29 protein-coding genes are annotated in these 22,050 nt (G+C 67.4%); 22 read left to right on the top strand and 7 right to left on the bottom strand.

Features of this window, described 5'->3' with window-relative positions; all coding sequences use genetic code 11:
* Positions 1–14: 14 nt before the first annotated feature.
* The 6 genes from ACW5IY_RS05220 (at position 15) to ACW5IY_RS05195 (ending at position 3,860) form a co-directional block, all read left to right on the top strand.
* Positions 15–503: a hypothetical protein gene (locus tag ACW5IY_RS05220; protein WP_019336866.1), complete on the top strand. Its 489-nt coding sequence runs from the start codon at positions 15–17 to the stop codon at positions 501–503.
* The gene (locus tag ACW5IY_RS05215) at positions 500–922 is read left to right on the top strand and encodes a hypothetical protein (RefSeq protein ID WP_049434455.1); all 423 of its coding nucleotides are present in this window, start codon (positions 500–502) and stop codon (positions 920–922) included. The genes ACW5IY_RS05220 and ACW5IY_RS05215 overlap by 4 nt, the downstream gene beginning before the upstream one ends.
* A gap of 41 nt (positions 923–963) precedes the next feature.
* Positions 964–1,626, top strand: a complete 663-nt coding sequence (locus ACW5IY_RS05210; protein ID WP_010483625.1) for a DUF2238 domain-containing protein — start codon at positions 964–966, stop codon at positions 1,624–1,626.
* On the top strand, positions 1,623–2,282 hold the full coding sequence (gene purN, locus ACW5IY_RS05205; protein WP_049434453.1) for a phosphoribosylglycinamide formyltransferase: 660 nt from the start codon (positions 1,623–1,625) through the stop codon (positions 2,280–2,282). The genes ACW5IY_RS05210 and purN overlap by 4 nt, the downstream gene beginning before the upstream one ends.
* Before the next feature lie 67 nt (positions 2,283–2,349).
* On the top strand, positions 2,350–3,174 hold the full coding sequence (locus tag ACW5IY_RS05200; protein WP_049486823.1) for a DUF3108 domain-containing protein: 825 nt from the start codon (positions 2,350–2,352) through the stop codon (positions 3,172–3,174).
* 2 nt (positions 3,175–3,176) lie between these two features.
* Entirely contained in the window at positions 3,177–3,860 is a 684-nt protein-coding gene (locus ACW5IY_RS05195; RefSeq protein ID WP_049434451.1) for a DUF3108 domain-containing protein, read from the top strand.
* A 77-nt stretch (positions 3,861–3,937) separates the two neighbouring features.
* Here ACW5IY_RS05195 and ACW5IY_RS05190 read toward each other — a convergent pair whose 3' ends face one another.
* Genes ACW5IY_RS05190 through ACW5IY_RS05180 form a run of 3 tightly spaced genes read right to left on the bottom strand, consistent with a single transcriptional unit; the run spans position 3,938 to position 5,784 of the window.
* Entirely contained in the window at positions 3,938–4,264 is a 327-nt protein-coding gene (locus ACW5IY_RS05190; protein ID WP_019336869.1) for a hypothetical protein, read from the bottom strand.
* Positions 4,261–5,532, bottom strand: coding sequence for a UDP-N-acetylglucosamine 1-carboxyvinyltransferase (gene murA, locus ACW5IY_RS05185; RefSeq protein WP_049434450.1), 1,272 nt, complete (start codon positions 5,530–5,532; stop codon positions 4,261–4,263). Before murA ends, ACW5IY_RS05190 begins: the two co-directional genes overlap by 4 nt.
* Before the next feature lie 21 nt (positions 5,533–5,553).
* Complete coding sequence (locus ACW5IY_RS05180; RefSeq protein WP_005408396.1) at positions 5,554–5,784, bottom strand: BolA family protein; 231 nt, start codon at positions 5,782–5,784, stop codon at positions 5,554–5,556.
* 54 nt (positions 5,785–5,838) lie between these two features.
* Here ACW5IY_RS05180 and ACW5IY_RS05175 point away from each other — a divergent pair, with 54 nt between their 5' ends.
* The 16 genes from ACW5IY_RS05175 to ACW5IY_RS05100 all read left to right on the top strand — a co-directional run bounded on the left by ACW5IY_RS05175 (position 5,839) and on the right by ACW5IY_RS05100 (position 19,206).
* Entirely contained in the window at positions 5,839–6,840 is a 1,002-nt protein-coding gene (locus ACW5IY_RS05175; protein WP_049434447.1) for a KpsF/GutQ family sugar-phosphate isomerase, read from the top strand.
* 66 nt (positions 6,841–6,906) lie between these two features.
* A complete protein-coding gene (locus ACW5IY_RS05170; RefSeq protein ID WP_049434444.1) occupies positions 6,907–7,455 on the top strand; it encodes an HAD hydrolase family protein in 549 nt (182 codons plus the stop codon).
* A complete protein-coding gene (lptC, locus tag ACW5IY_RS05165) occupies positions 7,452–8,027 on the top strand; it encodes an LPS export ABC transporter periplasmic protein LptC (protein ID WP_043398371.1) in 576 nt (191 codons plus the stop codon). Before ACW5IY_RS05170 ends, lptC begins: the two co-directional genes overlap by 4 nt.
* A gap of 104 nt (positions 8,028–8,131) precedes the next feature.
* Positions 8,132–8,683, top strand: a complete 552-nt coding sequence (gene lptA / locus ACW5IY_RS05160) for a lipopolysaccharide transport periplasmic protein LptA (protein WP_043398368.1) — start codon at positions 8,132–8,134, stop codon at positions 8,681–8,683.
* The gene (gene lptB / locus ACW5IY_RS05155) at positions 8,683–9,402 is read left to right on the top strand and encodes an LPS export ABC transporter ATP-binding protein (protein WP_010483646.1); all 720 of its coding nucleotides are present in this window, start codon (positions 8,683–8,685) and stop codon (positions 9,400–9,402) included. Before lptA ends, lptB begins: the two co-directional genes overlap by 1 nt.
* A 40-nt stretch (positions 9,403–9,442) precedes the next feature.
* Positions 9,443–10,867: an RNA polymerase factor sigma-54 gene (locus ACW5IY_RS05150; protein ID WP_049434443.1), complete on the top strand. Its 1,425-nt coding sequence runs from the start codon at positions 9,443–9,445 to the stop codon at positions 10,865–10,867.
* A gap of 58 nt (positions 10,868–10,925) precedes the next feature.
* Positions 10,926–11,243, top strand: coding sequence for a ribosome hibernation-promoting factor, HPF/YfiA family (hpf, locus tag ACW5IY_RS05145; protein WP_004147311.1), 318 nt, complete (start codon positions 10,926–10,928; stop codon positions 11,241–11,243).
* 21 nt (positions 11,244–11,264) lie between these two features.
* Positions 11,265–11,717 (top strand): PTS sugar transporter subunit IIA, encoded by a 453-nt coding sequence (locus tag ACW5IY_RS05140; protein WP_043398359.1) that lies wholly within the window; start codon positions 11,265–11,267, stop codon positions 11,715–11,717.
* Positions 11,714–12,664: an HPr(Ser) kinase/phosphatase gene (gene hprK, locus ACW5IY_RS05135; protein ID WP_005408388.1), complete on the top strand. Its 951-nt coding sequence runs from the start codon at positions 11,714–11,716 to the stop codon at positions 12,662–12,664. The genes ACW5IY_RS05140 and hprK overlap by 4 nt, the downstream gene beginning before the upstream one ends.
* Positions 12,665–12,691: 27 nt before the next feature.
* The gene (rapZ, locus tag ACW5IY_RS05130; protein ID WP_043398355.1) at positions 12,692–13,576 is read left to right on the top strand and encodes an RNase adapter RapZ; all 885 of its coding nucleotides are present in this window, start codon (positions 12,692–12,694) and stop codon (positions 13,574–13,576) included.
* A 509-nt stretch (positions 13,577–14,085) separates the two neighbouring features.
* Positions 14,086–14,478, top strand: coding sequence for a PTS sugar transporter subunit IIA (locus ACW5IY_RS05125; protein ID WP_010483657.1), 393 nt, complete (start codon positions 14,086–14,088; stop codon positions 14,476–14,478).
* Positions 14,471–14,740: an HPr family phosphocarrier protein gene (locus ACW5IY_RS05120; RefSeq protein WP_005408385.1), complete on the top strand. Its 270-nt coding sequence runs from the start codon at positions 14,471–14,473 to the stop codon at positions 14,738–14,740. Before ACW5IY_RS05125 ends, ACW5IY_RS05120 begins: the two co-directional genes overlap by 8 nt.
* Positions 14,741–14,742: 2 nt before the next feature.
* A complete protein-coding gene (gene ptsP, locus ACW5IY_RS05115; RefSeq protein WP_049434439.1) occupies positions 14,743–16,512 on the top strand; it encodes a phosphoenolpyruvate--protein phosphotransferase in 1,770 nt (589 codons plus the stop codon).
* A 135-nt stretch (positions 16,513–16,647) separates the two neighbouring features.
* A complete protein-coding gene (gene mgtE, locus ACW5IY_RS05110) occupies positions 16,648–18,009 on the top strand; it encodes a magnesium transporter (RefSeq protein WP_010483662.1) in 1,362 nt (453 codons plus the stop codon).
* 61 nt (positions 18,010–18,070) lie between these two features.
* Entirely contained in the window at positions 18,071–18,337 is a 267-nt protein-coding gene (locus tag ACW5IY_RS05105; RefSeq protein ID WP_457327036.1) for a hypothetical protein, read from the top strand.
* A gap of 71 nt (positions 18,338–18,408) precedes the next feature.
* A complete protein-coding gene (locus ACW5IY_RS05100) occupies positions 18,409–19,206 on the top strand; it encodes a carboxylesterase family protein (RefSeq protein WP_049434437.1) in 798 nt (265 codons plus the stop codon).
* 87 nt (positions 19,207–19,293) lie between these two features.
* Here the strand turns inward: ACW5IY_RS05100 and ACW5IY_RS05095 are convergent, their stop codons facing one another.
* The 4 genes from ACW5IY_RS05095 to ACW5IY_RS05080 all read right to left on the bottom strand — a co-directional run bounded on the left by ACW5IY_RS05095 (position 19,294) and on the right by ACW5IY_RS05080 (position 21,969).
* A complete protein-coding gene (locus tag ACW5IY_RS05095) occupies positions 19,294–19,785 on the bottom strand; it encodes an REP-associated tyrosine transposase (RefSeq protein ID WP_049434435.1) in 492 nt (163 codons plus the stop codon).
* Between the two features lie 164 nt (positions 19,786–19,949).
* The gene (locus ACW5IY_RS05090; protein WP_049434434.1) at positions 19,950–20,900 is read right to left on the bottom strand and encodes an aspartate carbamoyltransferase catalytic subunit; all 951 of its coding nucleotides are present in this window, start codon (positions 20,898–20,900) and stop codon (positions 19,950–19,952) included.
* A gap of 15 nt (positions 20,901–20,915) precedes the next feature.
* Positions 20,916–21,410: a Holliday junction resolvase RuvX gene (ruvX, locus tag ACW5IY_RS05085; protein WP_010483674.1), complete on the bottom strand. Its 495-nt coding sequence runs from the start codon at positions 21,408–21,410 to the stop codon at positions 20,916–20,918.
* Positions 21,403–21,969 carry a YqgE/AlgH family protein gene (locus ACW5IY_RS05080; protein ID WP_005408377.1) on the bottom strand — a complete coding sequence of 189 codons (567 nt, stop codon included), beginning with the start codon at positions 21,967–21,969 and terminating at the stop codon, positions 21,403–21,405. Before ACW5IY_RS05080 ends, ruvX begins: the two co-directional genes overlap by 8 nt.
* Between the last annotated feature and the right edge of the window lie 81 nt (positions 21,970–22,050).

Raw genomic sequence — 22,050 nt, 5'->3', positions numbered from 1 at the left:
ACCCAGGAGCCCGCATGGACGCAACGCCCCCCTTGTCGCCCGCCCCCGTGCCGCCGCCGCTGGCGACGGTACCGGTGTTCAGCGCGCAGGATGCCGATCACCTGCGCATGCTGGCCATCGCGCACTACGTGGTCGGCGCCCTGATCGCGCTGTTCTCGCTGATCTTCATCATCCACATCGTGCTGGGCATCACCGCGCTCACCGGCAACCTGCCGATGAATTCCGGCGGCCAGCCGTCATCGCCGGCCGAGGAGCGCCTGTTCGGCTGGATGTTCACCATCGTCGGCTGCGTCATCGTGTTCGGTGGCGTGACCCTGGGTGCGTTCGTGGCCTACGCCGGCCGCTGCCTGACCCGTCGCCGCCGCTACCTGCTGTGCCTGATCGTGGCCGGCCTGGCCTGCCTGTTCACGCCGATCGGCACCGCACTGGGGGTGTTCAGCCTGATCACCCTGCTGCGCCCGCAGGTCAAGGCTGCCTTCGACCTTCCCGCCACGACCGCATGACTGCCTCCGGCAATCCGCCGCCGCTGCCACATCAGACCCTGGCGCAGCTGCAGCTGACCAGCCATCTGCAGACGCTGAAAGTGCTGTTCTACGCGTTGGCCGGCTTCCATTGGGTCGCCACAGTGGCGTTCCTCGGCCTCAGCGGCTGGGTGGCCCAGTCACGCGGGCTGGACGATGCCTGGATGCTGACCACGGTCTATGCGTCGATCGCCGGGCTGGCCGCCGTGCTGGGGTTCGTGCAGCTGCACACCGCGCGCCAGCTGTCACATCGCACCGGGCTGGCCTGGTGCCAGCGCGCAGCCTGGCTGGGCGTACTGGCCGGCCCGCTGGGCATGGCCTTGGCCGCCTATGCCTGGGTGTTCCTGTCCAAGCCTGAAATGGCCGCGCTGTTCGACCGCGGCGACCGCCTCAGTGTCTGAACCTGCCGGCAGACGCCCCGTCCTGTCCTGATCGATTTCCCATGTCCGCGCCTGCCCTCCCGACGTCCACTTCGCCCACCACCCACCGCTTCTCGGGCCCCAAGAAGCTGGCCTTTGCCACCGTACTGGCGGTGTTCGCAATCAGCTGGGTTCACCCGCTGTGGCCTACCGAACAGGCCCTGCACAGCACCCTGACCGTGATCGGGCTGGCCGCGCTGCTGTGGGTCGACCGTCGCGGCGGCTGGCTGGGCAACGGCGCCTTCATCGCCATCTGTGGCTTCATCGCGCTGCACTGCGTGGCGGCGCGCTGGCTGTATTCCAACGTGCCCTACGACGCCTGGGCGCAGGCGCTGACCGGCTGGTCGCCGAATGCGGCCTTCGGCTGGCAGCGCAATCACTTCGACCGCCTCATCCACTTCCTGTTCGGCGTCTGCTTCACTCCCGCGCTGCTGCAGCTGGCGCGCCATGCGTGGCCCGCGCTGCGCCTGGGCCAGGCCTTCACCCTGGCGGTGATGACGGTGATGTGTGCCAGCCTGGTCTACGAATGGTTCGAGTGGGCCATCGCGCTGGCGCTGTCGCCGGATGCCGCCGAGGCCTACAACGGCCAGCAGGGTGACATGTGGGATGCGCATGCCGACATGCTGATGGCGACCGTCGGCAGCCTGCTGACGTGGCCACTGATCCGCCGGAGTTCCCTGCAATGACCGCCCCAACCCGCATCGCCGTGCTCGCCTCGGGCCGCGGCAGCAACCTGCAGGCCATCCTCGACGCGATCGGCAGCGGCCGCCTGCCGGCCGAGGTGGTCGGCGTGTTCTCCGACCGCCCTGCTGCAGAGGCCCTGCAGCGCGTCGCACCGAACCTGCGCTGGGCACACACGCCGAAGTCCTTCAGCGACCGCGCCGCCTACGAGCAGGCACTGGGCGATGCGCTTGCCGCAGTACAGCCGGACTGGATCGTCTGTGCAGGCTACATGCGCATCCTCGGCGCGGCCTTCGTGCAGCGCTTCAATGGCCGGCTGGTCAACATCCATCCGTCGCTGCTGCCGCTGCACAAGGGCCTGGACACCCACGCGCGGGCGCTGCAGGCCGGTAATGCCGAACACGGTGCCAGCGTGCACCTGGTGGTGCCCGAGCTGGATGCCGGAGCCGTACTGGCGCAGGTGCGGGTTCCCGTGCTGCCGGGCGACGACGCGCACAGCCTGGCCGAGCGCGTGCTGGCGGTGGAGCATCCGCTGCTGATCGCCACCCTGCAGCTGTTGTGCGCTGGCCGCCTGGCTGAACGGGAGGGCCAGCCGCAACTGGACGGTCACCCCCTGTTTAGCCCGTTGGCCCTAGATTCCGCCGGGAACCTGAACCGGTAACGCCCTTGCACACGCCCCGCTGACTGCGGGGCTGGCATCCTGCCCCCTCCTGCGGTCCCTGTCCTCCATGAAGACCACGACCCTGCTGTCCACCTCATTGCTGCTGTCGCTTGCCGTGTTCCCCGGCGTGGGCTGGGGACAGGCACCGGCGCCCGCCACCCCGCCGGCACCGGTGCCCGCAGCGCAACCGCCTGCCGAGGCGCCGGCCGTACCGATGCCACCGGCACTGGCCTGGGAGCCACCGCCGCTGCAGCCCTTCAGCGCCACCTACCAGGCCTTCTACAAGGGCAAGGAAGCGGGCGATGCCAGCATGCAGGTCACCCACACCGGCGGCAGCCAGTGGCGGGTGGACATGCAGGTGGTCGGCCGCCGCGGCTTTGCCAGCGTGCTGGGCCTGAACATCGAGCAGAGCACGGTGTTCGAGGAGCGCGGCGGCGTGTATGCGCCGCTCAGCCAGAGCACGGTGCGCAAGGGCCTGTTCCTGGGCAAGAAGGCGGTCGGTACCTACAACTGGCAGGCCGGCACCGCGCAATGGACCGGTGACGTCAAGAAGGAACGCGCGCAGCCGATCCCGCTGCAGGCGGGTGACCAGAGCGCGCTGCTGATCAATCTGGCGATCATGCGCGATGCCCGCCCGGGCGCCGCCATGCATTACCGCTACGTGGACATGGGCAAGGTCCGCGAACACGACTACCAGGCCGCGCCGCAGACCGAGAACGTCGAGGTCGGCGACCTGTCCTACAACGCGCTGCGGGTCTACCGGACCAACGGCGGCAGAAACGAAACCATTCTCTGGATCGCCAACGGTGTCCCCACCCCGGTGCGCATCCTGCAACGCGAAGACGGCGAAGATCGCGTCGATCTGCGCCTGATCGAATACCAAGGAGTCTGAGCATGAACACCCTGACCCGCCACCTCACCTGGATCGCAGCCGCTGCCCTGACCGTGGCCAGCCTGCCGGCCATGGCCCTGGAACCGTTCAAGGCGGATTACCTGGCCAGCTACATGGGCATGCAGGCCAACGGCACCATGACCCTGGCCAGCGAAGGCAGCAACAAGTGGCGCTACAGCCTGCAGGTGAAGAACCAGCTGGCCGACCTGAGCCAGAGCACGGTGTTCGAGGAAGTGCGTGGCCAGCTGCGCCCACTCAGCAGCCAGGACCGTTCGGCACTGCTGGTGAAGAAGCGCAACGTGCAGGCCAACTACAACTGGACCAGCAACCAGGCCACCTGGACCGGCGACATCAAGCCGGACCGTGCGGGCCCCATCGCGCTGAAGGCGGGCGACATGGACGCGCTGCTGATCAACCTGGCGATCGCCCGTGACCTGGCCGCCGGCAAGCCGCTGACCTATCGCATGGTCGACGAAGGCCGCATCAAGAACATGACGTACCGCGTGATCGGCAAGGAATCGATCACCGTGGGCGGCAAGAGCTACGAGGCCACCAAGGTCTCGCGCGCCGACGGCAACAAGGAGCTGATCGCCTGGATCGTGCCGGAGTTTCCGGTGCCGGCGCGCATGCTGCAGCGTGAGAGCGGCCGCGATGCGCTGGACCTGACCATCAAGGCGATGAACTGACCGGAGATCCACGTCATCCACGCATGGCGTGGATGGATGTATCCCAAAAAGAAACGCCCGCTTTCGCGGGCGTTCTCTTATTTCTTCGCTTCGGCCGGTTTCTCTTCGGCCGCCTTGAACTCGGTGCGGCAGTCCACGCGGATCTGCTCACCGGTGCTGCGCCAGACGAAGGTGCGGCAATGACGGTTGCCGTCCTGGCTGTCGTTCACTGCGACCGCATAGAACGACTCGATGATTTCATCACGCGTGACCGTGCCATCGCCATTCCAGTCCATATCCTTCTGCTCGATGCCCCGGGTGATGGCGATGTTGGCGTACCAGGCATAGCCCAGCCACGCCAGCACGATCAGCACCAGGGCCAGCAGCGCCTTGCGACGCGGGCTGAACTTGCCGCGCAGGATCATGGCACGCGCCGGATGGTGGCGCCGAGCGAAGACAGCTTCTCTTCGATGTTCTCGTAGCCACGATCAAGGTGGTAGATGCGGTCGATGGTGGTGTCGCCGCTGGCCATCAGGCCGGCCAGGATCAGCGACGCCGACGCACGCAGGTCGGTCGCCATCACCGGTGCACCGCTCAGGTGCTCGCTGCCACGCACGATGGCGGTGTGGCCTTCGACCTGGATGTCCGCACCCAGGCGCAGCAGTTCGTTGACGTGCATGAAACGGTTCTCGAAGATCGTTTCGTTGATCACGCCCACGCCATCGGCCACGCAGTTGAGCGCCATGAACTGCGCCTGCATGTCGGTCGGGAATGCCGGGTATGGCGCGGTGGTCAGGTTGACCGCCTTCGGCCGCTTGCCCTGCATGTCCAGGGTGATGGTGTCGTCGGTGGTCTCGATCTTCGCACCGGCCTCGACCAGCTTGGACAGCACCGCGTCCATGGTGTTCGGGCGCGCACGGTTGACGGTGACCTTGCCACCGGTCATCGCTGCGGCGACCAGGAAGGTGCCGGTCTCGATGCGGTCGGGCAGCACTTCATGGCGGCCACCGGACAGGCGCTCGACGCCTTCGATCACCAGGCGGGCGGTGCCCAGGCCTTCGATCTTCGCGCCCAGCGCGATCAGGCAGTGCGCCAGATCGGTCACTTCCGGTTCCATCGCACAGTTGTCGAGGATGGTGGTGCCTTCAGCCAGCACCGCGCCCATCAGCACGTTCTCGGTGCCGGTGACGCTGACCATGTCGAAGGTGAAGTGCCCACCCTTCAGGCGCTTGGCGGTGGCCTTGATGAAGCCGTTCTCGACCACGATCTCGGCGCCCAGCGCCTGCAGGCCCTTGATGTGCTGGTCGACCGGACGCGAGCCGATCGCGCAACCGCCCGGCAGCGACACTTCGGCTGCGCCGAAGCGGGCCAGCAGCGGGCCCAGCACCAGGATCGAGGCGCGCATGGTCTTGACCAGCTCATACGGTGCCACGTGCTGGTTCACCGGACGCGGGTCGACCACGATCGCGCTGCCGCGCGACAGCGTGCCCTGGTCGATGGTGACCTTGGCGCCCAGTTCACCCAGCAGCTTCACCGTGGTGACCACGTCGTGCAGGTGCGGCACGTTGGTGATCTCCACTGGCGCATCGGCCAGCAGGGTCGCGCAGAGAATGGGGAGGACGGCGTTCTTGGCGCCGGAGATGCTCACTTCACCGTGCAGCGCAGCGCCGCCGGTCACAACGATCTTGGCCATGTATTCGGGATCTTCTGCGGTTCAGCCGGCTTCGGCCGGGGTCACGGTTTTCAGCGCCAGCGCGTGGATCGCGCCGCCCATCAGGTCGCCCAGCGTGGCATACACCATGCGGTGGCGGGCCAGCGGCATCTTGCCGGCGAAGGCCTCGCAGACCACGGTCGCTTCGAAATGCACGCCATCGTCGCCCTGCACGTCGGCGCGGGCGCCGGGCAGGCCGGTTTCGATCAGATTGCGGATGGTGTCGGCGTCCAACGGGCTTTCCTAATAAAATGTGCCTCCATTCTACTTCCGCTGCGTGGCGTCCGCATGGCCGAATCCCTGTTGCCCCCCCGTTCCGTCGACCCTGCCGGCCTGGTCGCCAGCGGCCGCCGCGTCTTCGAGATCGAGCGGCAGGCGCTGGATGCCGTGGCCGACCGCCTTGGCGAGGCCTTCCAGCAGGCCTGCCAGGCGATCCTGGCCAGCCGCGGGCGGGTGGTCGCCACCGGCATGGGCAAGTCCGGGCATATCGCCCGCAAGATCGCCGCCACCCTGGCCTCTACGGGTACGCCGGCGTTCTACGTGCACCCGGGCGAAGCCGGCCACGGCGACCTGGGCATGATCACCGAGGACGACGTGGTACTGGCCCTGTCCTATTCGGGCGAGTCCGACGAGGTGCTGATGCTGCTGCCGGTGCTCAAGCGCCAGGGCAACGTGCTGATTTCCATGACCGGCCGCCCGCAGTCCAGCCTCGCCACCGCCGCCGACATCCATCTGGACGTGAGCGTGCCGGCCGAGGCCTGCCCGCTGGCGCTGGCACCGACCTCCAGCACCACCGCCTCGCTGGCGATGGGCGATGCGCTGGCCGTGGCCCTGCTCGACGCGCGCGGCTTCACCGCCGATGACTTCGCCCGCTCGCACCCGGCCGGCAGCCTCGGCCGCCGCCTGTTGCTGCACATCACCGACGTGATGCACACCGGCGAGGACCTGCCCAGCGTGGGCGCCGACGCCAGCCTCAGCGAAGCGCTGATGGAAATGAGCCGCAAACGGCTGGGCATGACCGCCGTGGTCGATGCCGACGGCGTGCTGATCGGCCTGTTCACCGACGGTGACCTGCGCCGTGCGCTGGACAGCGCGCTGGACGTGCGCACCGCGAAGATCGCCGATGTGATGACCCGCAACCCGCGCACCATCGGTGCTGACCAGCTCGCGGTCGAGGCGGCCCGGCTGATGGAAACCCACAAGATCACCGGCCTGATCGTGGTCGATGGCCAGGGCCGCGCGGTCGGCGCCCTGAACATTCATGACCTGTTGCGGGCCCGGGTGGTTTAACCGACAGTCCGTAGACCCCATTCAGTCTGTAACGCCGCACCTGCCCCCAACGAGCCTGCCGCCCTGATGCCCTGGTCCCCCCTGCCCGCCTTACCCGCCCATCTGCATGCCGCCGCGGCCCGTATCCGCCTGGCCTGCTTCGACGTGGACGGCACCCTCACCGACGGTCGGCTGTACTACGACAAGGACGGCAACGAGAGCAAGGCGTACTTCGTGCAGGACGGTCTGGGCCTGAAACTGCTGCAGCAGCACGGCATCCATCCGGTGCTGATCACCGCGCGCAACAGCCAGTCCGCGCTCAAGCGCGGCGCCGACCTCGGCATCGATACCCAGATCGCCGTGGGCGACAAGCTGGCCAGCGTGCAGGCGCTGTGCGCGCAGCACGGCATCGGCCTGGAACAGGTGGCGTTCATGGGCGATGACCTGCCCGACCTGGCGCCACTGGGTGCGGTCGGCCTGGCGGTGGCCCCGGCCAACGCCCATCCGTGGATCGCCGAGCGCGTGCATTGGCAGACGCGCGCCGAAGGCGGACTGGGCGCCGCACGTGAGCTGTGCGACATCCTGCTGGCCGCGCAGGGGCATGTGGACGCCGTGCTGGCGAGGTTCGGCGCATGAACCTGCCTACCCTCAACTGGCGCACCGTGCTCGGCATCGGCCTGCTGCTGGCCGCCCTGCTGAGCAGCTGGGCGGCGCTGCGCAACCGCGACAAGGGGCCAGCCAAGGGTGGCCAGGAAGTCGGCGTGGACTACGTCCTGCACGACTTCCAGATCGTCGCCCTGGATGAGCAGGGCAAGGAATCGACCACGCTGCGTGCGCCGCTGCTGGAGCGCCAGCGCGGTGACCAGACCATCAACATCGCCACGCCGCTGTTCGAGATGCCGGACAAGGATGGCAAGCACTGGACCCTGCGTGCCGAGACCGGCTGGCTCAGTGCCAAGGGCGACGAGATGAAGCTGCGCGGCAATGTCGCTGGCGACAGCCCGGCCGGCCCGGGCACGGTGCCGACCACCTTCCGCACCGACCATCTGGACGTGTTCCCGAAGGAAAACCGCGCCCGTACCGACGCCCTGGTGACCATGACCCGCCCGGGCATGGAACAGTCCGGTGTGGGCTTCGAAGTGGATTCGAAGAACAACACGTATCATTTCCTCAGCCAGTCCAAGGGCCGCTACACGCCCAAGCGCTGATTCCGCCGCCAGCCTGCGACGTCTCCGGACAGGCGCAAGGCCGGCAGCTCCACCCGCCCGCCCCCGGTCCAGCCGGGAGGCCCCCACCGGTAGAACGGACCCCGATGAAGATTCCCTTTGCCGCTGTACTCGCGCTTGGTCTTCTTGTCCCCAGCGCCGCCTTCGCCAAGTCCACCGACCGCAACGAAGACATGCACATCGATTCCGGCGCCCAGTCGGGCATGCTCACCGGCGACGGCAAGACCGTGCTGTCGCAGGGCGTGATCATCACCCAGGGTACGCTGGACCTGCGCTCCTCCGAGGCCGAGATCTACCTCAAGGACGGAGAAGCGGTGCGTGTGGTGTTCACCGGCAAGCAGGCCAAGATGAAGCAGCAGCTTGATGACGGCACCTGGATGGATGCGCTGGCCGACCGCATCGACTACGACATCAAGACCGAGATAATCACCCTGACCGGCAACTACAAGGTCACCAGCGCGCGCGGCACCAACGCCGGCCAGCGCATGGTCTACAACACCCGTACCGGCGAAATGAACTCCGGTGGCGACGGCAGCCGCGTGCGCACCGTCATCCCGCCGAAGAGCAAGACCCCGGCCGCGCCGGCGGCACAGCCCAGGGCCACCACGCCGGCACAGCCGGCCGGGAGCAAGAAGTAATGCTCGTCGCCAAGGGCCTGCGCAAGAAGTACAAGCAACGCGAAGTCGTCAAGGACTTCGGGCTGACCCTCGACGCCGGTGAAGTTGTCGGCCTGCTCGGCCCCAACGGCGCGGGCAAGACCACCTGCTTCTACATGATCGTCGGCCTGGTGGCTGCCGATGCCGGCAGCATCGTGCTTGATGGCAAGGACATCACCGGCGACCCGATGTACACCCGCGCCAAGCAGGGCGTGGGCTACCTGCCGCAGGAACCGTCGGTGTTCCGCAAGCTGACCGTGGCCGACAACATCCGCCTGGTGCTGGAACTGCGCGAGGACCTTGATTCGAAGGGCCGCGAGCGCGAATTGAACAGCCTGCTCGACGAACTGCAGCTGGGCCACGTCGCCGACCAGCTCGGCGCCAGCCTGTCCGGTGGCGAACGTCGCCGCTGCGAGATCGCCCGTGCCCTGGCCGCGCAGCCGCGCCTGATCCTGCTCGACGAACCGTTCGCCGGTGTCGACCCGATTTCGGTCGGTGAGATCCAGCGCATCGTCACCCATCTCAAGCAGCGTGGCATCGGCGTGCTGATCACCGACCACAACGTGCGCGAGACCTTGGGTATCTGCGACCGCGCGTATATCCTCGCCGAGGGCAGCGTGCTGGCCCAGGGTTCGCCGGAAGCGATCCTGGACAACGCCGATGTACGTCGCGTCTACCTCGGGGATTCCTTCAAGCTGTGAGTGCAGTCGCCGGGTCCCTTTCCTTCCTTTCGGCACAGGCATGAAGACTCGGCTGCAGACATCGTTGGGACAGCAACTGGTGCTCACGCCCCAGTTGCAGCAGGCGATCAAGCTGCTGCAGATGTCCACCACCGAGCTGGAGCTGGAAATCGCGCAGGCGGTGGAAAGCAATCCACTGCTGGACTGGGCCGACAGCAGTGACAGCAGCAGTACCGCCAACGAAGCCGGCGATGGCAACGACAGTGACGCCCCCGCAGAACGCACCGATGCCGGTGACGACTGGGCACCGGCCGAACTGGACTGGAGCGCGGCCGGCAGCGGCGGCACCTTCGACGATGACGACGACAACGGCAGCGCTGCCGAGCGCGTAGCCGAAACCGAAACATTGGCCGACCATCTGCTGTGGCAGCTGCATCTGTCGCATCTGTCCTTGCGTGATCGCAGCATCGGTGCCGCACTGATCGATGCGTTGGACGACGACGGGTACCTGCGCGAGCCGCTGGCCACCATCGCGGAAACCCTGTTGCCGGCGATCCACGCCGACGAGGACGAGATCCTCGCCGTGCTGCATCGCATCCAGCGCTTCGATCCGGTGGGTGTGGCTGCACGCACGCTGGGCGAATGCCTGCTGCTGCAGCTGGATGTGCTGGCCGGCGACACGCCCGGCCTGATCCTGGCGCGACAGATTGCCGCAGGACCCTTGGAACGGTTGCCACGCAGCGGCGTCGCCGGGCTTGCCCATGAGTTGAAGCAGCCGCTGGACGAGGTCGAGACTGCCGTGGCGCTGCTGCGCTCGCTGGACCCGCGCCCGGGCACGCAGATCGCACCGCTGTCGCAGGACACCTATGTGGTGCCGGACGTGGTGGTGTGGCGGCAGAACGGCGTGTGGCGCGCGGCGCTGGCCGCGCATGCCGGACCGAAGGTGGTGATCCACCGCGGCTACGAACAGCTGATCCGACGCTGTGGCGACGCCGATGCCGGCTACCTGCGTGCCCAGCTGCAGGAAGCGCGCTGGCTGCTGAAAGGGCTGCAGCAGCGTGGCGAAACCCTGCTGCGCGTCGTGCGCAGCCTGATCCTGCAGCAGGCCGGCTTCCTTGAGTTCGGTGAGCAGGCGCTGCGTCCACTGACCCTGCGCGAGATCGCCGCCGAGCTCGGCCTGCACGAATCCACGGTGTCGCGTGCGATCGCCCGCAAGCACGTGCGTACCCCGCGCGGCACCCTGCCGCTGCGCGCCTTCTTCGCCTCCGGTATTGATACCGAGGGCGGCGGCGAGGCGTCCAGCACGGCCATCCAGGCGATGATCCGGCGCCTGATCGACGACGAGAACCCGCGCAAGCCGCTTTCTGACGCCAAGCTGGCTGACCTGCTCAAATCGTCGGGAATTCCAGTAGCGCGGCGCACCGTGGCGAAGTATCGTGAAGCCATGAACATTTCCGCCTCGCACGAAAGGGTCAGAATCGCTTGACGCGCCGCCGCGCCCGGCGGAGAGGTTCATTGGCACATCCGAACACAGGAGAAACCCGATGCGCATCGAAACGTTTGGCAAAGATGTCGAAGTCACCCCGGCCCTGCAGTCCTATGTAGAGGAGAAGCTGGCCCGGATCGGCAAACACTTCGACCAGCACTGCGAAGCGCGGGTGACCCTCAAGCTGCAGAAGACCGAACACCACGTCGACGCCAGCCTCAACATTCCCGGCCAGACCCTGCACGCCGAGGCCAATGCCCAGACCATGTATGCCGCGATCGACCTGCTTGCGGACAAGCTTGACCGTCTGGTGATCAAGCACAAGGAGAAAAAACAGCAGCACGCGCCGCTGCCGGTGGGCGACAATGGTGGCTGATCGCCACCGTTCCCCGCAGACATGCCCTTGACTGACCTCCTGGCGGCCGTGCAGACCCAGCTCTGCACGGCCACCGACCGCGACAGCGTCCTGCAGGCCGCCGCCGGGTTGCTGGCCTGCCGCCAGGCCAACGCCGAACAGATCTATCTGAACCTGTGCCAGCGCGAAGCGCTGGGCAGCACCGTGATCGGTCACGGCATCGCCATTCCCCACGGCCGCGCGCCAACCCTGGACCGCCCCCGCGGCGCCCTGCTGCGGTTGGCCACCCCGGTCGACTTCGGCGGCGAAGAGCCGGTGGACCTGGTGTTCGCCATGGCCGTCCCCGCCCACTACACCCACCAGCACCTGATGTTGCTGTCCGAGCTGGCCGAGCTGTTCTCGGCGCCGGACATCCGCCAGGCCCTGCGCGAAGCGGGCGATGCCCGGGCCCTGCGCGAGGCGCTGGACATGACCCCACCTGCGAGTGCCGCATGAATACCAGCATCACCGCCCGTGAACTGTTCGAACAGCAGCGCGAGCGGCTGGGGCTGCGCTGGGCTGCCGGCAAGTCCGGCGAGAAGCGCGAGCTGGAGGCCGGCAACACGGTCTCGCGGCGCCCCTCGCTGGCCGGCTACCTCAATGCGATCTATCCCAACAAGGTGCAGATCCTGGGCACCGAGGAACTGTCCTGGCTGGATGCGCTGGAACCGCGCCAGCGTTGGGAGACCATCGAAAAGATCATGCAGTCGCACCCGCTGGCGCTGGTGCTGACCCGCAACCAGGCCTGCCCGGAAGACCTGCGTGCCGCCGCGGATGAATCCGGCACGCCGCTGTGGCTGTCGCCCAAGCGCGGCCACGAACTGCTCAACCACCTGTCCTACCACCTGGCGCGTACGCTGGCGCCGCGGGTGATCCTGCATGGCGTATTCATGGAGATCTACTCGATCGGCGTGCTGATCACCGGCGAGGCCGGATCGGGCAAGAGCGAGCTGGCGCTGGAACTGCTCAGCCGTGGCCATCGCCTGGTGGCCGATGATGCCCCCGAATTCACCCAGATCGCGCCCGACGTGCTCGATGGCACCTGTCCCGAACTGCTGCAGGACCTGCTGGAAGTGCGCGGCCTGGGCGTGCTGAACGTGCGCGAGATGTTTGGCGACACAGCTGTAAAGAAGAACAAGTACCTTCGGCTGATCGTCCACCTGACCAAGCCGATGACCGAACCCACCCCGCATGGCTACGAGCGCCTGACCGGCGACTCGGGCACCCGCCATGTGCTGGACCTGGATGTTCCGCTGATCACCCTGCCGGTGATGCCTGGCCGTAACCTGGCCGTGCTGACCGAAGCCGCCACCCGCCTGCATATCCTGCGTACAAAGGGCATCGACCCGGCGGCGATGTTCATCGCCCGCCACAGCAACCTGCTGGAACGGCGAACGCCCTGACTTCCCTGCCCTTCGAAGAGCCTGTCCATGAGCACCGCAACCCCCTCCGCCCCGACCCTGATCATCGTCAGTGGCCTGTCCGGCTCGGGTAAATCCGTCGCCCTGAAGACCTTCGAGGACCAGGACTACTACTGCTCGGACAACCTGCCGATCCACCTGCTGCCCGACTTCGTGCGCAGCCTGCTGGCCAACCACGACGGCAGCGCACCACGCCGGCTGGCGGTCGGCATCGACGTGCGCGGCCAGGCCGACCTGAGCCAGCTGGGTGACTGGCGGCAGCTGGCCACCGACGCCGGCGTGGAAGTGAAGGTGCTGTTCTTCGAGGCCAGCGATGAAACGGTGCTCAAGCGCTATGCCGACACCCGCCGTCGCCATCCGCTGAGCCAGCTGGGTCTGTCCCTGCCCGAAGCCATCGCCCGCGAACGCGAGTTGACCGCACCGTTGCGCCGCGAGGCCGATGCGGTGATCGATACCAGCAACCTCAACGTGCATCAGCTGCGGCGGCGGATCATCACCGAGTTCACGATGGACCATGCCACCAGCCTGTCGCTGCTGTTCGAATCGTTCGCCTACAAGCGCGGCGTGCCGGCCGAGGCGGACTTCGTGTTCGACGCGCGGGTGCTGCCCAATCCCCACTGGGACCCGGACCTGCGCGCGCTCAGCGGCCGTGAGCCTGGCGTGCGCGACTACCTGGAAGCGCAGCCGGACGTGCAGCGCTACCTGGCCCAGCTGATGGATTTCCTCGATACCTGGCTGCCGAAGCTGGGTGATGGCACCCGCAGCTACGTGACCGTGGCGTTCGGCTGCACCGGCGGCAAGCACCGCTCGGTGTTCCTGGCCGAGCGCCTGGCCCGTCATGCCCGCGAGATGGGCTGGGAAGACGTGGCCACGTACCACCGCGAACAGGATTGAGGGGGGCGGCCGGGCTGCGCCCGGCACCCGCCGATGCCGAATCAACGGCAACGTCCGAAGCAAAAGCGGGTTTCCTGCGGGTAGACGGGGTGGGCCAACAAGCGGGGGACGCTGCAAGTACGTCCCTGTAAGCTCGGTCGCCGCTTGCTCGTGTGCGCAATCCTGCGCACACGGCAAGACCGGGGTTGGGCGTCCTGCCCAACCCGCCCCAAGGCATGCCTCGGGCCCATGCGGCTCACGCCCCCGCTTGCTGACCCACCCCGCCTTCGACAGATTCCTGCGATCTGTCGGGACGGCATTGTGTGCTGCTGTTGGTGGGTGTCGACCTTGGTCGACACGGTAGATCCACGCCATGCGTGGATGAGTCCCGGTCAGGCATCGAAAAACGCATGGGGTCGGATCCCTTTTCCAGGGGAAAAGGGCTCTGACCCCAGCAACGCTGAATACGGGACACAGTGCCCCTCATCTGCTGCTATCGCCAATTCACCTTGACCTGTTAACGTGCAGTAATGACCTGTGGCATTCTCCTCGTAACACATCCCGGGGTCGGGACCGCCCTGCTTGACGTGGCGACCCGGCTCCTGCGGCAGTTGCCGCTGAAAACCGAAGCTTTCGAAGTACCGTTCGACGCAGACCTGGACGCTCTTCTCCCGCTTGCCTCGGCCGCTCTGCGGCGGGTCGATGGCGGTGAAGGTGTGCTGATCCTGACCGACCTGTACGGCGCCAGCCCCGCCAACCTTGCCGGGCAGCTGGCCCGGCTGGGGACCCCGGTTCGCCGGGTGTCGGCGCTGAGCCTGCCGATGTTGCTGCGGGTGATGAATTATCCGGAACAGGGACTGGATCAACTGCCCGCCACAGCCGCGGCGGGTACCCGTAATGGAGCGATAGTCGACGATGCTTGAACGAGAACTCACCGTGAGCAACCGCCTGGGCCTGCATGCCCGGGCCACCGCCAAGCTGGTGCAGACCCTGGCGCCGTTCCGCTGCAACGTAACCATGGCCGCCAAGGGCCGTGAGATCAACGCCAAGAGCATCATGGGCGTGATGCTGCTGGCCGCCGGCCAGGGCACCCCGGTCACGGTGCGCATCAACGGCGAGGACGAAGCCGCCGCGATGGAAGCGGTGGTCGGCCTGTTCGAACGCCGCTTCGACGAGGACAGCTGAGCGTGCCGCGCGCGCGCGCCGGCCAGGTCCCTTCCGGCCAGCGGCCGGTACAGCTGCTGGCCGGGCACGGTGCTGCCCGTGGCGCGGCGATGGGCCGGGCGCGGGTGCGCCTGCCGCATGCGCTGGAAGTGGCCGAGCAGCGCGTCGCCGCCCATCAGGTCGAGGCCGAACTGGCCCGTCTGCACCGGGCGGTGGATGCCGCGCGCACGGAAATGCACGAGCTGCGCCAGCGCCTGCATGGCGCCTTGAACCAGGAAGTGGGCGAGTTCCTCGACCTGCATGCCCTGCTGCTGGACGATCCCGAGCTGTTGTTCGGGCTGGACGAACTGATCCGCAGCGGCCCCTACAGTGCCGGCTATGCACTGCGCCTGCAGCGTGATCGCCTGGCCAAGGTCTTCGATGGCATGGACGATGCCTATCTGAAGAGCCGCATGGACGACCTGGACCATGTGATCGGCCGCATCCACGCCTTCCTGCAGCCCGAACGGCCGCCGGTGATGAAGGGCCTGGCCGGGGAGATCCTGGTCTGCGACAACATCGCCCCGTCCGAGCTGGCGCAGCTGCAGGCACAGGGGGTGGTCGGCATCGTCACCGCCGCCGGCAGCGCGCTCTCGCACAGCGCGATCCTGGCGCGCAGCCTGCACCTGCCCCTGATCGTCAACGTGCCGCAGCTGCTCAGCCGCATCGCCGATGGCGACGTGCTGATCATCGATGGCGCCGACGGCAGCATCACCGCCAACCCGCAGGCCGACAATCTGCGCGACTACCGCGCGCGATTGAAGGAACACGCGCGCGAACAGCGCGAGCTCGGCCGCCTGCGCAGCAAGCCCAGCCGCACCCGCGACCAGGTCGACATCGCCCTGCTGGCCAATGCCGAATCGCTGGAGGACGTGACCCAGGCGCATGCGCTGGGCGCCCACGGCCTGGGCCTGTACCGCACCGAATTCCTGTTCCTGCAGCGCAACGAGCTGCCCGACGAAGAAGAACAGTTCCAGACCTACCGCGATGCCGCCCTGGGCATGAGCGGGCGACCGGTGACCATCCGCACCCTCGACCTGGGCGCGGACAAGGCTGATCGCACCGGCCTGACCCTGAGCAACGAAGAGAATCCCGCACTGGGGCTGCGCGGCGTGCGCCTGTCGCTGGCGCGACCGAAGGTGGCCGACACCCAGCTGCGTGCGATCCTGCGTGCCTCGGCCTACGGCAAGCTGCGGGTGCTGGTGCCGATGGTCAGCACCCGCGAGGAACTGCTGGCAGTGCGCCGGCGCATGCTCAAGCTGACCGAACAGCTGCGCAGCGAGGGCCACATGGTGTCCGACCACGTGCCACTGGGCGCGATGATCGAAGTTCCTGCAGCGGCGCTGGCGCTGGAAAGCTTCATCGACCTGGTCGATTTCCTGTCGATCGGCACCAACGACCTGGTGCAGTACCTGCTGGCGGCCGACCGCAACAACGAAGCGCTGGGTGAGTTGTATTCGCCGTTGCACCCGGCGGTGCTGCGACTGCTGCAGATGGTGATCGAGACCGGCGCGCGCCACCGCATCCCGGTGGCCGTCTGCGGCGAGATGGCCGGCGATGCGCGGATGACACCGCTGCTGCTGGCACTGGGCCTGACCGAATTCAGCCTGCATCCGGGCACGCTGCTGGAGGTCCGCCGCGCGATCCGCGAGGCCGACCTCGCCACACTGCGCGCCCGCGCGCCAAAGCTGCTGGCCGCACGCGACCGCCGCGCCATCGAGCGCTGGCTGGCGCTGGTGGCCGAAACGGCCTGAGCGCCAAGGGTCGTGCCGGTCGCCATGCGTGGCGGCTATGCGTTGAAACATCCCCTTGCGATAATGACGCGCTGAACACCCCTGTTGCCGCATCCTTGCCGGGATCGCGGCTTTTCTTATCCCGCGGGAGCTGCGATGGCTGAAGCTGTACGCCACGACAAGACTGCACGCCAACTGCGGATGCTGTCCGACGCACTGGACAGCGGTCGGCTGGGCCCGGTGCGCCGCCTGGTCAACACCCTGGCCCCGGCCGAGATCGGCAACCTGCTCGAATCGCTGCCGCCGGGCAAGCGCGAGGTTGTGTGGGGCCTGGTCGATCCGGAAGATGACGGCGAGGTGCTGGTCCACGTCGGCGACGACGTGCGCGAGAGCCTGCTCGCGGACATGGACCCGGACGAAATCATCGCCGCGGTCGAAGACCTGGACATCGACGACCTGGCCGACCTGGTCGAAGACCTGCCGGACACGGTCATCGACGAAGTCCTCAAGTCGATGGACCGCGAGAACCGCGAGCGCCTGGAGCAGGTGCTGTCCTACCCTGAGGACAGCGCCGGGCGCCTGATGAACCCGGACGTGGTGACCGTGCGCGCCGACGTCAACGTCGACGTGGTGCTGCGCTACCTGCGCCTGCGTGGCGAACTGCCCGACCACACCGACCACCTGTTCGTGGTCAGCCGACGCCATCAATACCTCGGCCGGGTGTCGCTGGCGGCACTGGTGACCCACGAGGACACCACCCCGATCAACCGCCTGATCGACGACGAGCAGCCGGCGATCGATGTCGGCGAAAGTGACCAGGAGGTCGCCCGCCAGTTCTCCGACCATGACTGGATCTCCGCGCCGGTGGTGGACGACAACAACATCCTGGTCGGCCGCATCACCATCGATGACGTGGTCGACATCATCCGTGGACAGGCCGAGCACCAGGCGCTGGGCGCCGCCGGCCTGGACGAGGACGAAGACCTGTTCAGCCCGGTCTGGCGCGCCATGCGCCGCCGCTTGATGTGGCTGTCGGTCAACCTGTGCACGGCGTTCCTGGCCTCCAGCGTGGTCGGCCACTTCGAGGGCACCATCGACAAGCTGGTGGCGCTGGCGGTGTTGATGCCGATCGTTGCCGGCCTCGGTGGCAACGCCGGCACCCAGGTGCTGGCGCTGATGGTGCGTGGCCTGGCGCTGGGCCAGGTGGGCGCCTCCAACGCGCGCACCCTGTTGTGGAAGGAGGTACGGGTTGCGCTGTTGAACGGCGTGATGCTCGGCTCGGTGCTGGGCCTGATCGTATTGGCCTGGTTCCATTCACCCGGTCTGTCTGCGGTGATCGCCATCGCGCTGACCTGCAACCTGCTGTTCGCAGCGCTGGCCGGCGTGCTGGTGCCGCTCACACTGAAACGCTTCGGCTTCGATCCGGCGTTGGCCAGTGGCATCTTCCTGACCGCCGTGACCGACTCGATGGGCTTCTTCACCTTCCTCGGCCTGGCCACCCTGGTGCTGCTGCACTGACCGTCTCAAGCGTTGGATCCCCGCTGCGCGGGGCTCTGACCCGTTCCCAACTGGATCCCCCATGGCAACCACGATCGAAAACTACTTCCAGCCCGGCTGGCGCGATCAGCAGCACACCTGCCCGGCCTGCGAATGGAAGGGCAGCTCGCGTGCCATGGAGATGGAGCTGGACGAGGACGCCACCGAGTACGACTGCCCGGTCTGCGAGAACCCGCTGCTGGTGGTGCTGCATCCGGACATGGCACAGGTACAGGCAGCTGCCGCCGAAGGCAACGCCGAGGCACAGGAGCAGTTGGACATCATCGCCAGTTTCCCGCGCGCGCAGTGACGCGGCGCACGATGCCGCATTGACGTGTGGCGGACTACGATGCGGTCATACCTGCCGCCTCGGGAATTCCCATGGTCCGTTCGATGTCGCGCTGGCTGCCGCTGCTGGCCCTTCTGATGATGAGCGGTTGCACTTCGCTGCCGGACAGCGCGCGTGGTCGCTTCGAAGCACGTGCGGTGAAGGTGGAGGGAGAGACCACCTACTACCAGGTGTTCATTCCGGCCGGCGTGCAGGCCGCCGCTCCCACCAACCTCCCGGTCATCCTGTTCCTGCACGGCTCCGGCGAGCGCGGTGCCGATGGCGTCAAGCAGACCCACGCCGGGCTGGGGCCTTACCTGCGCGAGCATCCCGACTTCCCCGCCCTGGTGGTGTTCCCACAGGTACCGGGCCACGAGGAGTGGAGCGGCCGCAACAACCGTGCGGCAGTGGCCGCACTGGACGCGACGATCGCCGAATTCGGCGCTGACCCGGCACGGCAGTACCTGACCGGCATGTCGATGGGCGGCTACGGCAGCTGGAACATCGCGTTGGACGACCCGCGCCGCTTTGCCGCGATCGTCCCCGTGTGCGGCGCGGTACTTGCACCACGCGCGAAGCGCCCAACCCTGTTCGTCGAGCAGGTCGCCCAGGAAACCGATCCGTATGCCGTGATCGCGCAGCGCCTGCGGCACACGCCGATCTGGATCTTCCACGGCGCGCTGGACGACGTGGTGCCGCCGGACGACGACCGCAGGCTGCACGCCGCCTTCCAGGGCGCCAGCGCACGCGACGTGCGCTACACCGAGTACCCCGACGGCAACCACAACGCCTGGGATGCCACCTATGCGGACCCGGCAATGTGGGCGTGGCTGTTCGCGCAGAAGCGCTGAGCCACAGCTTCTGCTGGGAAACATCTGTTGGTGGATGCCTACCGTTGGTCGGCTTGGGTATTGGTGGGTGCCGACCGTTGGTCGGCACTATCTCTCCGCTTCGGGGTAATCCATTGCTTGGTAACTCACATCGATCTCCCATCGGCACCAGGCATACGGATAATCCCCCACGCAGCTCGCCAAGTTCGCCCTGACCGGGTTGGCGACGATGTACATCGCATGGCGAAACAGTGATTCTTCAGAACGAATGGCGTGATCGTGATAGCTCGATTGCCAGAATCGTCCTGTCCTACCCAGCATGCGGTTGATCCGCAATGCACTGCTCGATTTGAAGCGTTGCATGATGTGGTCCAGCGAGAACGCTCGGATCTCCACAAGCCAATGGATGTGGTCTGGCATGACCACATAGGCAAGTGAGTGCGTCAGGCCCTCAGCATCAATGCGACGGAACACATCCATCACCTCCTGTGCCGCAGTGGCATCATCGAAGTAGCATCGACGTTCCTGGGTGACGGTGGTCAGGATGTAGGATTGCCCGATCCGGGAATGGCGGCCAAGGCGTAGGCGTGCGCGGTTCATGGGCCCAAGCGTGCGCCTGCCGGCATCCGTCTTCTATCGGGCAACCACGTCAGTACAGGTAGGCCCGGAACCATTCAGTGGCTAGGCCCGCACTTCACCGCACTGATGGTTCAGTGCCGACCAACGGTCGGCACCCACCAGGGCAGGTCAGCCCACCAGGGGGATCAGCCCAGCAGGGTTTCCAGCACGGCCATGCGCACGGCGACGCCGTTGGCGACCTGGCGCAGCACCCACGACTGCGGGCCGTCGGCCACCTCGTCGGTCACTTCCACGCCGCGGTTGATCGGGCCCGGGTGCAGCACCGCTGCATCCTTGCCGGCGCGGGCCAGGCGTTGGTTGGTCAGGCCGTACTGCGCGTGGTACTGCTCCAGCGACGGCACCAGGCCTTCTTCCATGCGCTCGCGCTGCAGGCGCAGCATCATCAGCGCGTCGACGCCTTCCAGCATCGCGTCGAAATCATCGCCGACCACGCAGCCCTTCAGGGTCTCGTCGTCCGGCAGCAGCGACTGCGGGCCGCACACGCGGATCTCACCCACGCCCAGCGTGCGCAGCGCATGCAGGTCGGTGCGGGCCACGCGCGAGTGCTTCACGTCGCCCACGATCACTACTTTCATCTTCGAGAAATCCGGGCCCTTGGCCTGGCGCAGGGTCAGCATGTCCAGCAGGCCTTGGGTCGGGTGCGCGCTGCGACCGTCACCGGCGTTGATCAGTGCAGTGCCCTCGCCCGCCGCTTCGGCCAGTGCGGCCACGGCGCCATCATCCGGGTGCCGCACCACGAAGCCGCGCACGCCCATCGCTTCCAGGTTGCGCAGCGTGTCGCAGGCGGTTTCGCCCTTGCGCGTGGACGAGGTCGAGGCATCAAAGTTCAGTACATCGGCGCCCAGCCGCTGCGCGGCCAGCTGGAACGAGCTGCGGGTGCGCGTGGACGGTTCGAAGAACAGCGTGCACACCGCCGAACCGGCCAATACGTGGCGCTTGTTGCCGACGCGGCCGACTGCGGCATCGCGGATCTGCCCTGCCCGATCGAGCAGCTGCAGCAGGGTCTCGCGCGGCAGGCCCTCCAGGGTCAGCAGGTGGCGCAGGCGTCCGGAGGCATCGATTTGCTGGGCGGTCATGGCGGTGTCGGGCAGTCAGGGAATGGGGGTGGCGTCGTCCGGCGACGACAGCCAGCGGTCGATGATCACCGCCGCGGCCACGGCATCGAGGGCGGCCGCATCACGGCGGCGCTTGCGCCCTTCGGCGCGCTCGACGGCGAAGCGGCGGGCGGCCTCGACCGAGCTGGAACGCTCGTCGATCATCACCACCGGCAGCTTGAAACGTTCCCGCAGCTGGCGGGCGAAGCCCTGCGCACGCTTGCGGTTGGGCTGGTCCTGGCCGTCCAGGGTCAGCGGGTCGCCGACCACCAGGCCATCGGGCTTCCATTCCTTGAGCAGGCGCTCGATCGCGGTCCAGTCCGGGCCGTTGCCGTGCACATCGACCACGGCCACCGCGCGCGCATGCGCGGCGAAGGCACTGCCGATAGCCACGCCGATCCGTCGCGAGCCGACATCGAAACCCAGAACGGTGCCATCACGGCGGATCGCCGGGGCAGCAGGAACCGGTGCGGGCGCGACCGGCTCAGACATGGCCGCTGTAATCCGTCAGCCGGAACAGGTCCACGCCGATACGCGAGGCCGCCCCCTGCCAGCGCTGCTCCAGCGGCAGCTGGAACACCAGTTCGGCATCGGCCGGCACCGTCAGCCAGCTGTTCTCGGACAGCTCGCTTTCCAGCTGCCCTGCGCCCCAACCGGCACAGCCAAGGGTGACCACGGCATTGGCCGGGCCTTCGCCGCGCGCCATCGCTTCGAGGATGTCGCGCGAGGTGGTCAGGTACAGGCCGTCGCCCACGGTCAGGCTGGAATCCCACGCCCGCGCGTCGTCATGGATGACGAAGCCGCGTTCGGGATGCACCGGGCCGCCGTTGAGCACCATGCGCGCCTGCAGGTCGCCATCACCGGTGGTGATGTCCATCTGTGCAAGCACTTCACCCAGCGTGTACTCGGAAGGCTGGTTGACCAGCACGCCCATCGCCCCGTTCTCGTCGTGCTGGCAGATCAGCGCGACGCTGCGGGCAAAGGTCGCGTCGAGCAGCGACGGCAGCGCGACGAGCAGGTGATCGGCAAGGGAGGTCGGCGTTACAGGCATGGCCCCATTCTACCTGCTGGGGCCGATATGGTCGCGCGATGGGCGCGTGCAGCGATGGGCTAGGATGGTGCTTTGCCATGG

The sequence above is a fragment of the Stenotrophomonas sp. C-A genome (assembly GCF_054030835.1).
The sequence above is the reverse complement of the archived record's forward strand: the minus strand, read 5'-3'. Positions and strand labels throughout refer to the sequence as shown.

Bases quoted from the DNA above. Each gene is read 5' to 3' on its own strand.
- ACW5IY_RS05080 (WP_005408377.1), bottom strand. From the start codon at position 21,969: ATGCCTGTAACGCCGACCTCCCTTGCCGATCACCTGCTCGTCGCGCTG.
- lptB (WP_010483646.1), top strand. From the start codon at position 8,683: ATGCTCGTCGCCAAGGGCCTGCGCAAGAAGTACAAGCAACGCGAAGTC.
- ACW5IY_RS05140 (WP_043398359.1), top strand. From the start codon at position 11,265: ATGCCCTTGACTGACCTCCTGGCGGCCGTGCAGACCCAGCTCTGCACG.
- ACW5IY_RS05190 (WP_019336869.1), bottom strand. From the start codon at position 4,264: ATGATCCTGCGCGGCAAGTTCAGCCCGCGTCGCAAGGCGCTGCTGGCC.
- mgtE (WP_010483662.1), top strand. From the start codon at position 16,648: ATGGCTGAAGCTGTACGCCACGACAAGACTGCACGCCAACTGCGGATG.
- ACW5IY_RS05150 (WP_049434443.1), top strand. From the start codon at position 9,443: ATGAAGACTCGGCTGCAGACATCGTTGGGACAGCAACTGGTGCTCACG.
- ACW5IY_RS05100 (WP_049434437.1), top strand. From the start codon at position 18,409: ATGGTCCGTTCGATGTCGCGCTGGCTGCCGCTGCTGGCCCTTCTGATG.
- ACW5IY_RS05125 (WP_010483657.1), top strand. From the start codon at position 14,086: ATGACCTGTGGCATTCTCCTCGTAACACATCCCGGGGTCGGGACCGCC.
- purN (WP_049434453.1), top strand. From the start codon at position 1,623: ATGACCGCCCCAACCCGCATCGCCGTGCTCGCCTCGGGCCGCGGCAGC.
- hpf (WP_004147311.1), top strand. From the start codon at position 10,926: ATGCGCATCGAAACGTTTGGCAAAGATGTCGAAGTCACCCCGGCCCTG.
- lptA (WP_043398368.1), top strand. From the start codon at position 8,132: ATGAAGATTCCCTTTGCCGCTGTACTCGCGCTTGGTCTTCTTGTCCCC.
- ACW5IY_RS05200 (WP_049486823.1), top strand. From the start codon at position 2,350: ATGAAGACCACGACCCTGCTGTCCACCTCATTGCTGCTGTCGCTTGCC.
- ACW5IY_RS05220 (WP_019336866.1), top strand. From the start codon at position 15: ATGGACGCAACGCCCCCCTTGTCGCCCGCCCCCGTGCCGCCGCCGCTG.
- hprK (WP_005408388.1), top strand. From the start codon at position 11,714: ATGAATACCAGCATCACCGCCCGTGAACTGTTCGAACAGCAGCGCGAG.
- ACW5IY_RS05095 (WP_049434435.1), bottom strand. From the start codon at position 19,785: ATGAACCGCGCACGCCTACGCCTTGGCCGCCATTCCCGGATCGGGCAA.
- rapZ (WP_043398355.1), top strand. From the start codon at position 12,692: ATGAGCACCGCAACCCCCTCCGCCCCGACCCTGATCATCGTCAGTGGC.
- lptC (WP_043398371.1), top strand. From the start codon at position 7,452: ATGAACCTGCCTACCCTCAACTGGCGCACCGTGCTCGGCATCGGCCTG.
- ACW5IY_RS05105 (WP_457327036.1), top strand. From the start codon at position 18,071: ATGGCAACCACGATCGAAAACTACTTCCAGCCCGGCTGGCGCGATCAG.
- ACW5IY_RS05195 (WP_049434451.1), top strand. From the start codon at position 3,177: ATGAACACCCTGACCCGCCACCTCACCTGGATCGCAGCCGCTGCCCTG.
- ACW5IY_RS05175 (WP_049434447.1), top strand. From the start codon at position 5,839: ATGGCCGAATCCCTGTTGCCCCCCCGTTCCGTCGACCCTGCCGGCCTG.
- ACW5IY_RS05120 (WP_005408385.1), top strand. From the start codon at position 14,471: ATGCTTGAACGAGAACTCACCGTGAGCAACCGCCTGGGCCTGCATGCC.
- ruvX (WP_010483674.1), bottom strand. From the start codon at position 21,410: ATGTCTGAGCCGGTCGCGCCCGCACCGGTTCCTGCTGCCCCGGCGATC.
- ACW5IY_RS05210 (WP_010483625.1), top strand. From the start codon at position 964: ATGTCCGCGCCTGCCCTCCCGACGTCCACTTCGCCCACCACCCACCGC.
- murA (WP_049434450.1), bottom strand. From the start codon at position 5,532: ATGGCCAAGATCGTTGTGACCGGCGGCGCTGCGCTGCACGGTGAAGTG.
- ACW5IY_RS05090 (WP_049434434.1), bottom strand. From the start codon at position 20,900: ATGACCGCCCAGCAAATCGATGCCTCCGGACGCCTGCGCCACCTGCTG.
- ACW5IY_RS05215 (WP_049434455.1), top strand. From the start codon at position 500: ATGACTGCCTCCGGCAATCCGCCGCCGCTGCCACATCAGACCCTGGCG.
- ACW5IY_RS05170 (WP_049434444.1), top strand. From the start codon at position 6,907: ATGCCCTGGTCCCCCCTGCCCGCCTTACCCGCCCATCTGCATGCCGCC.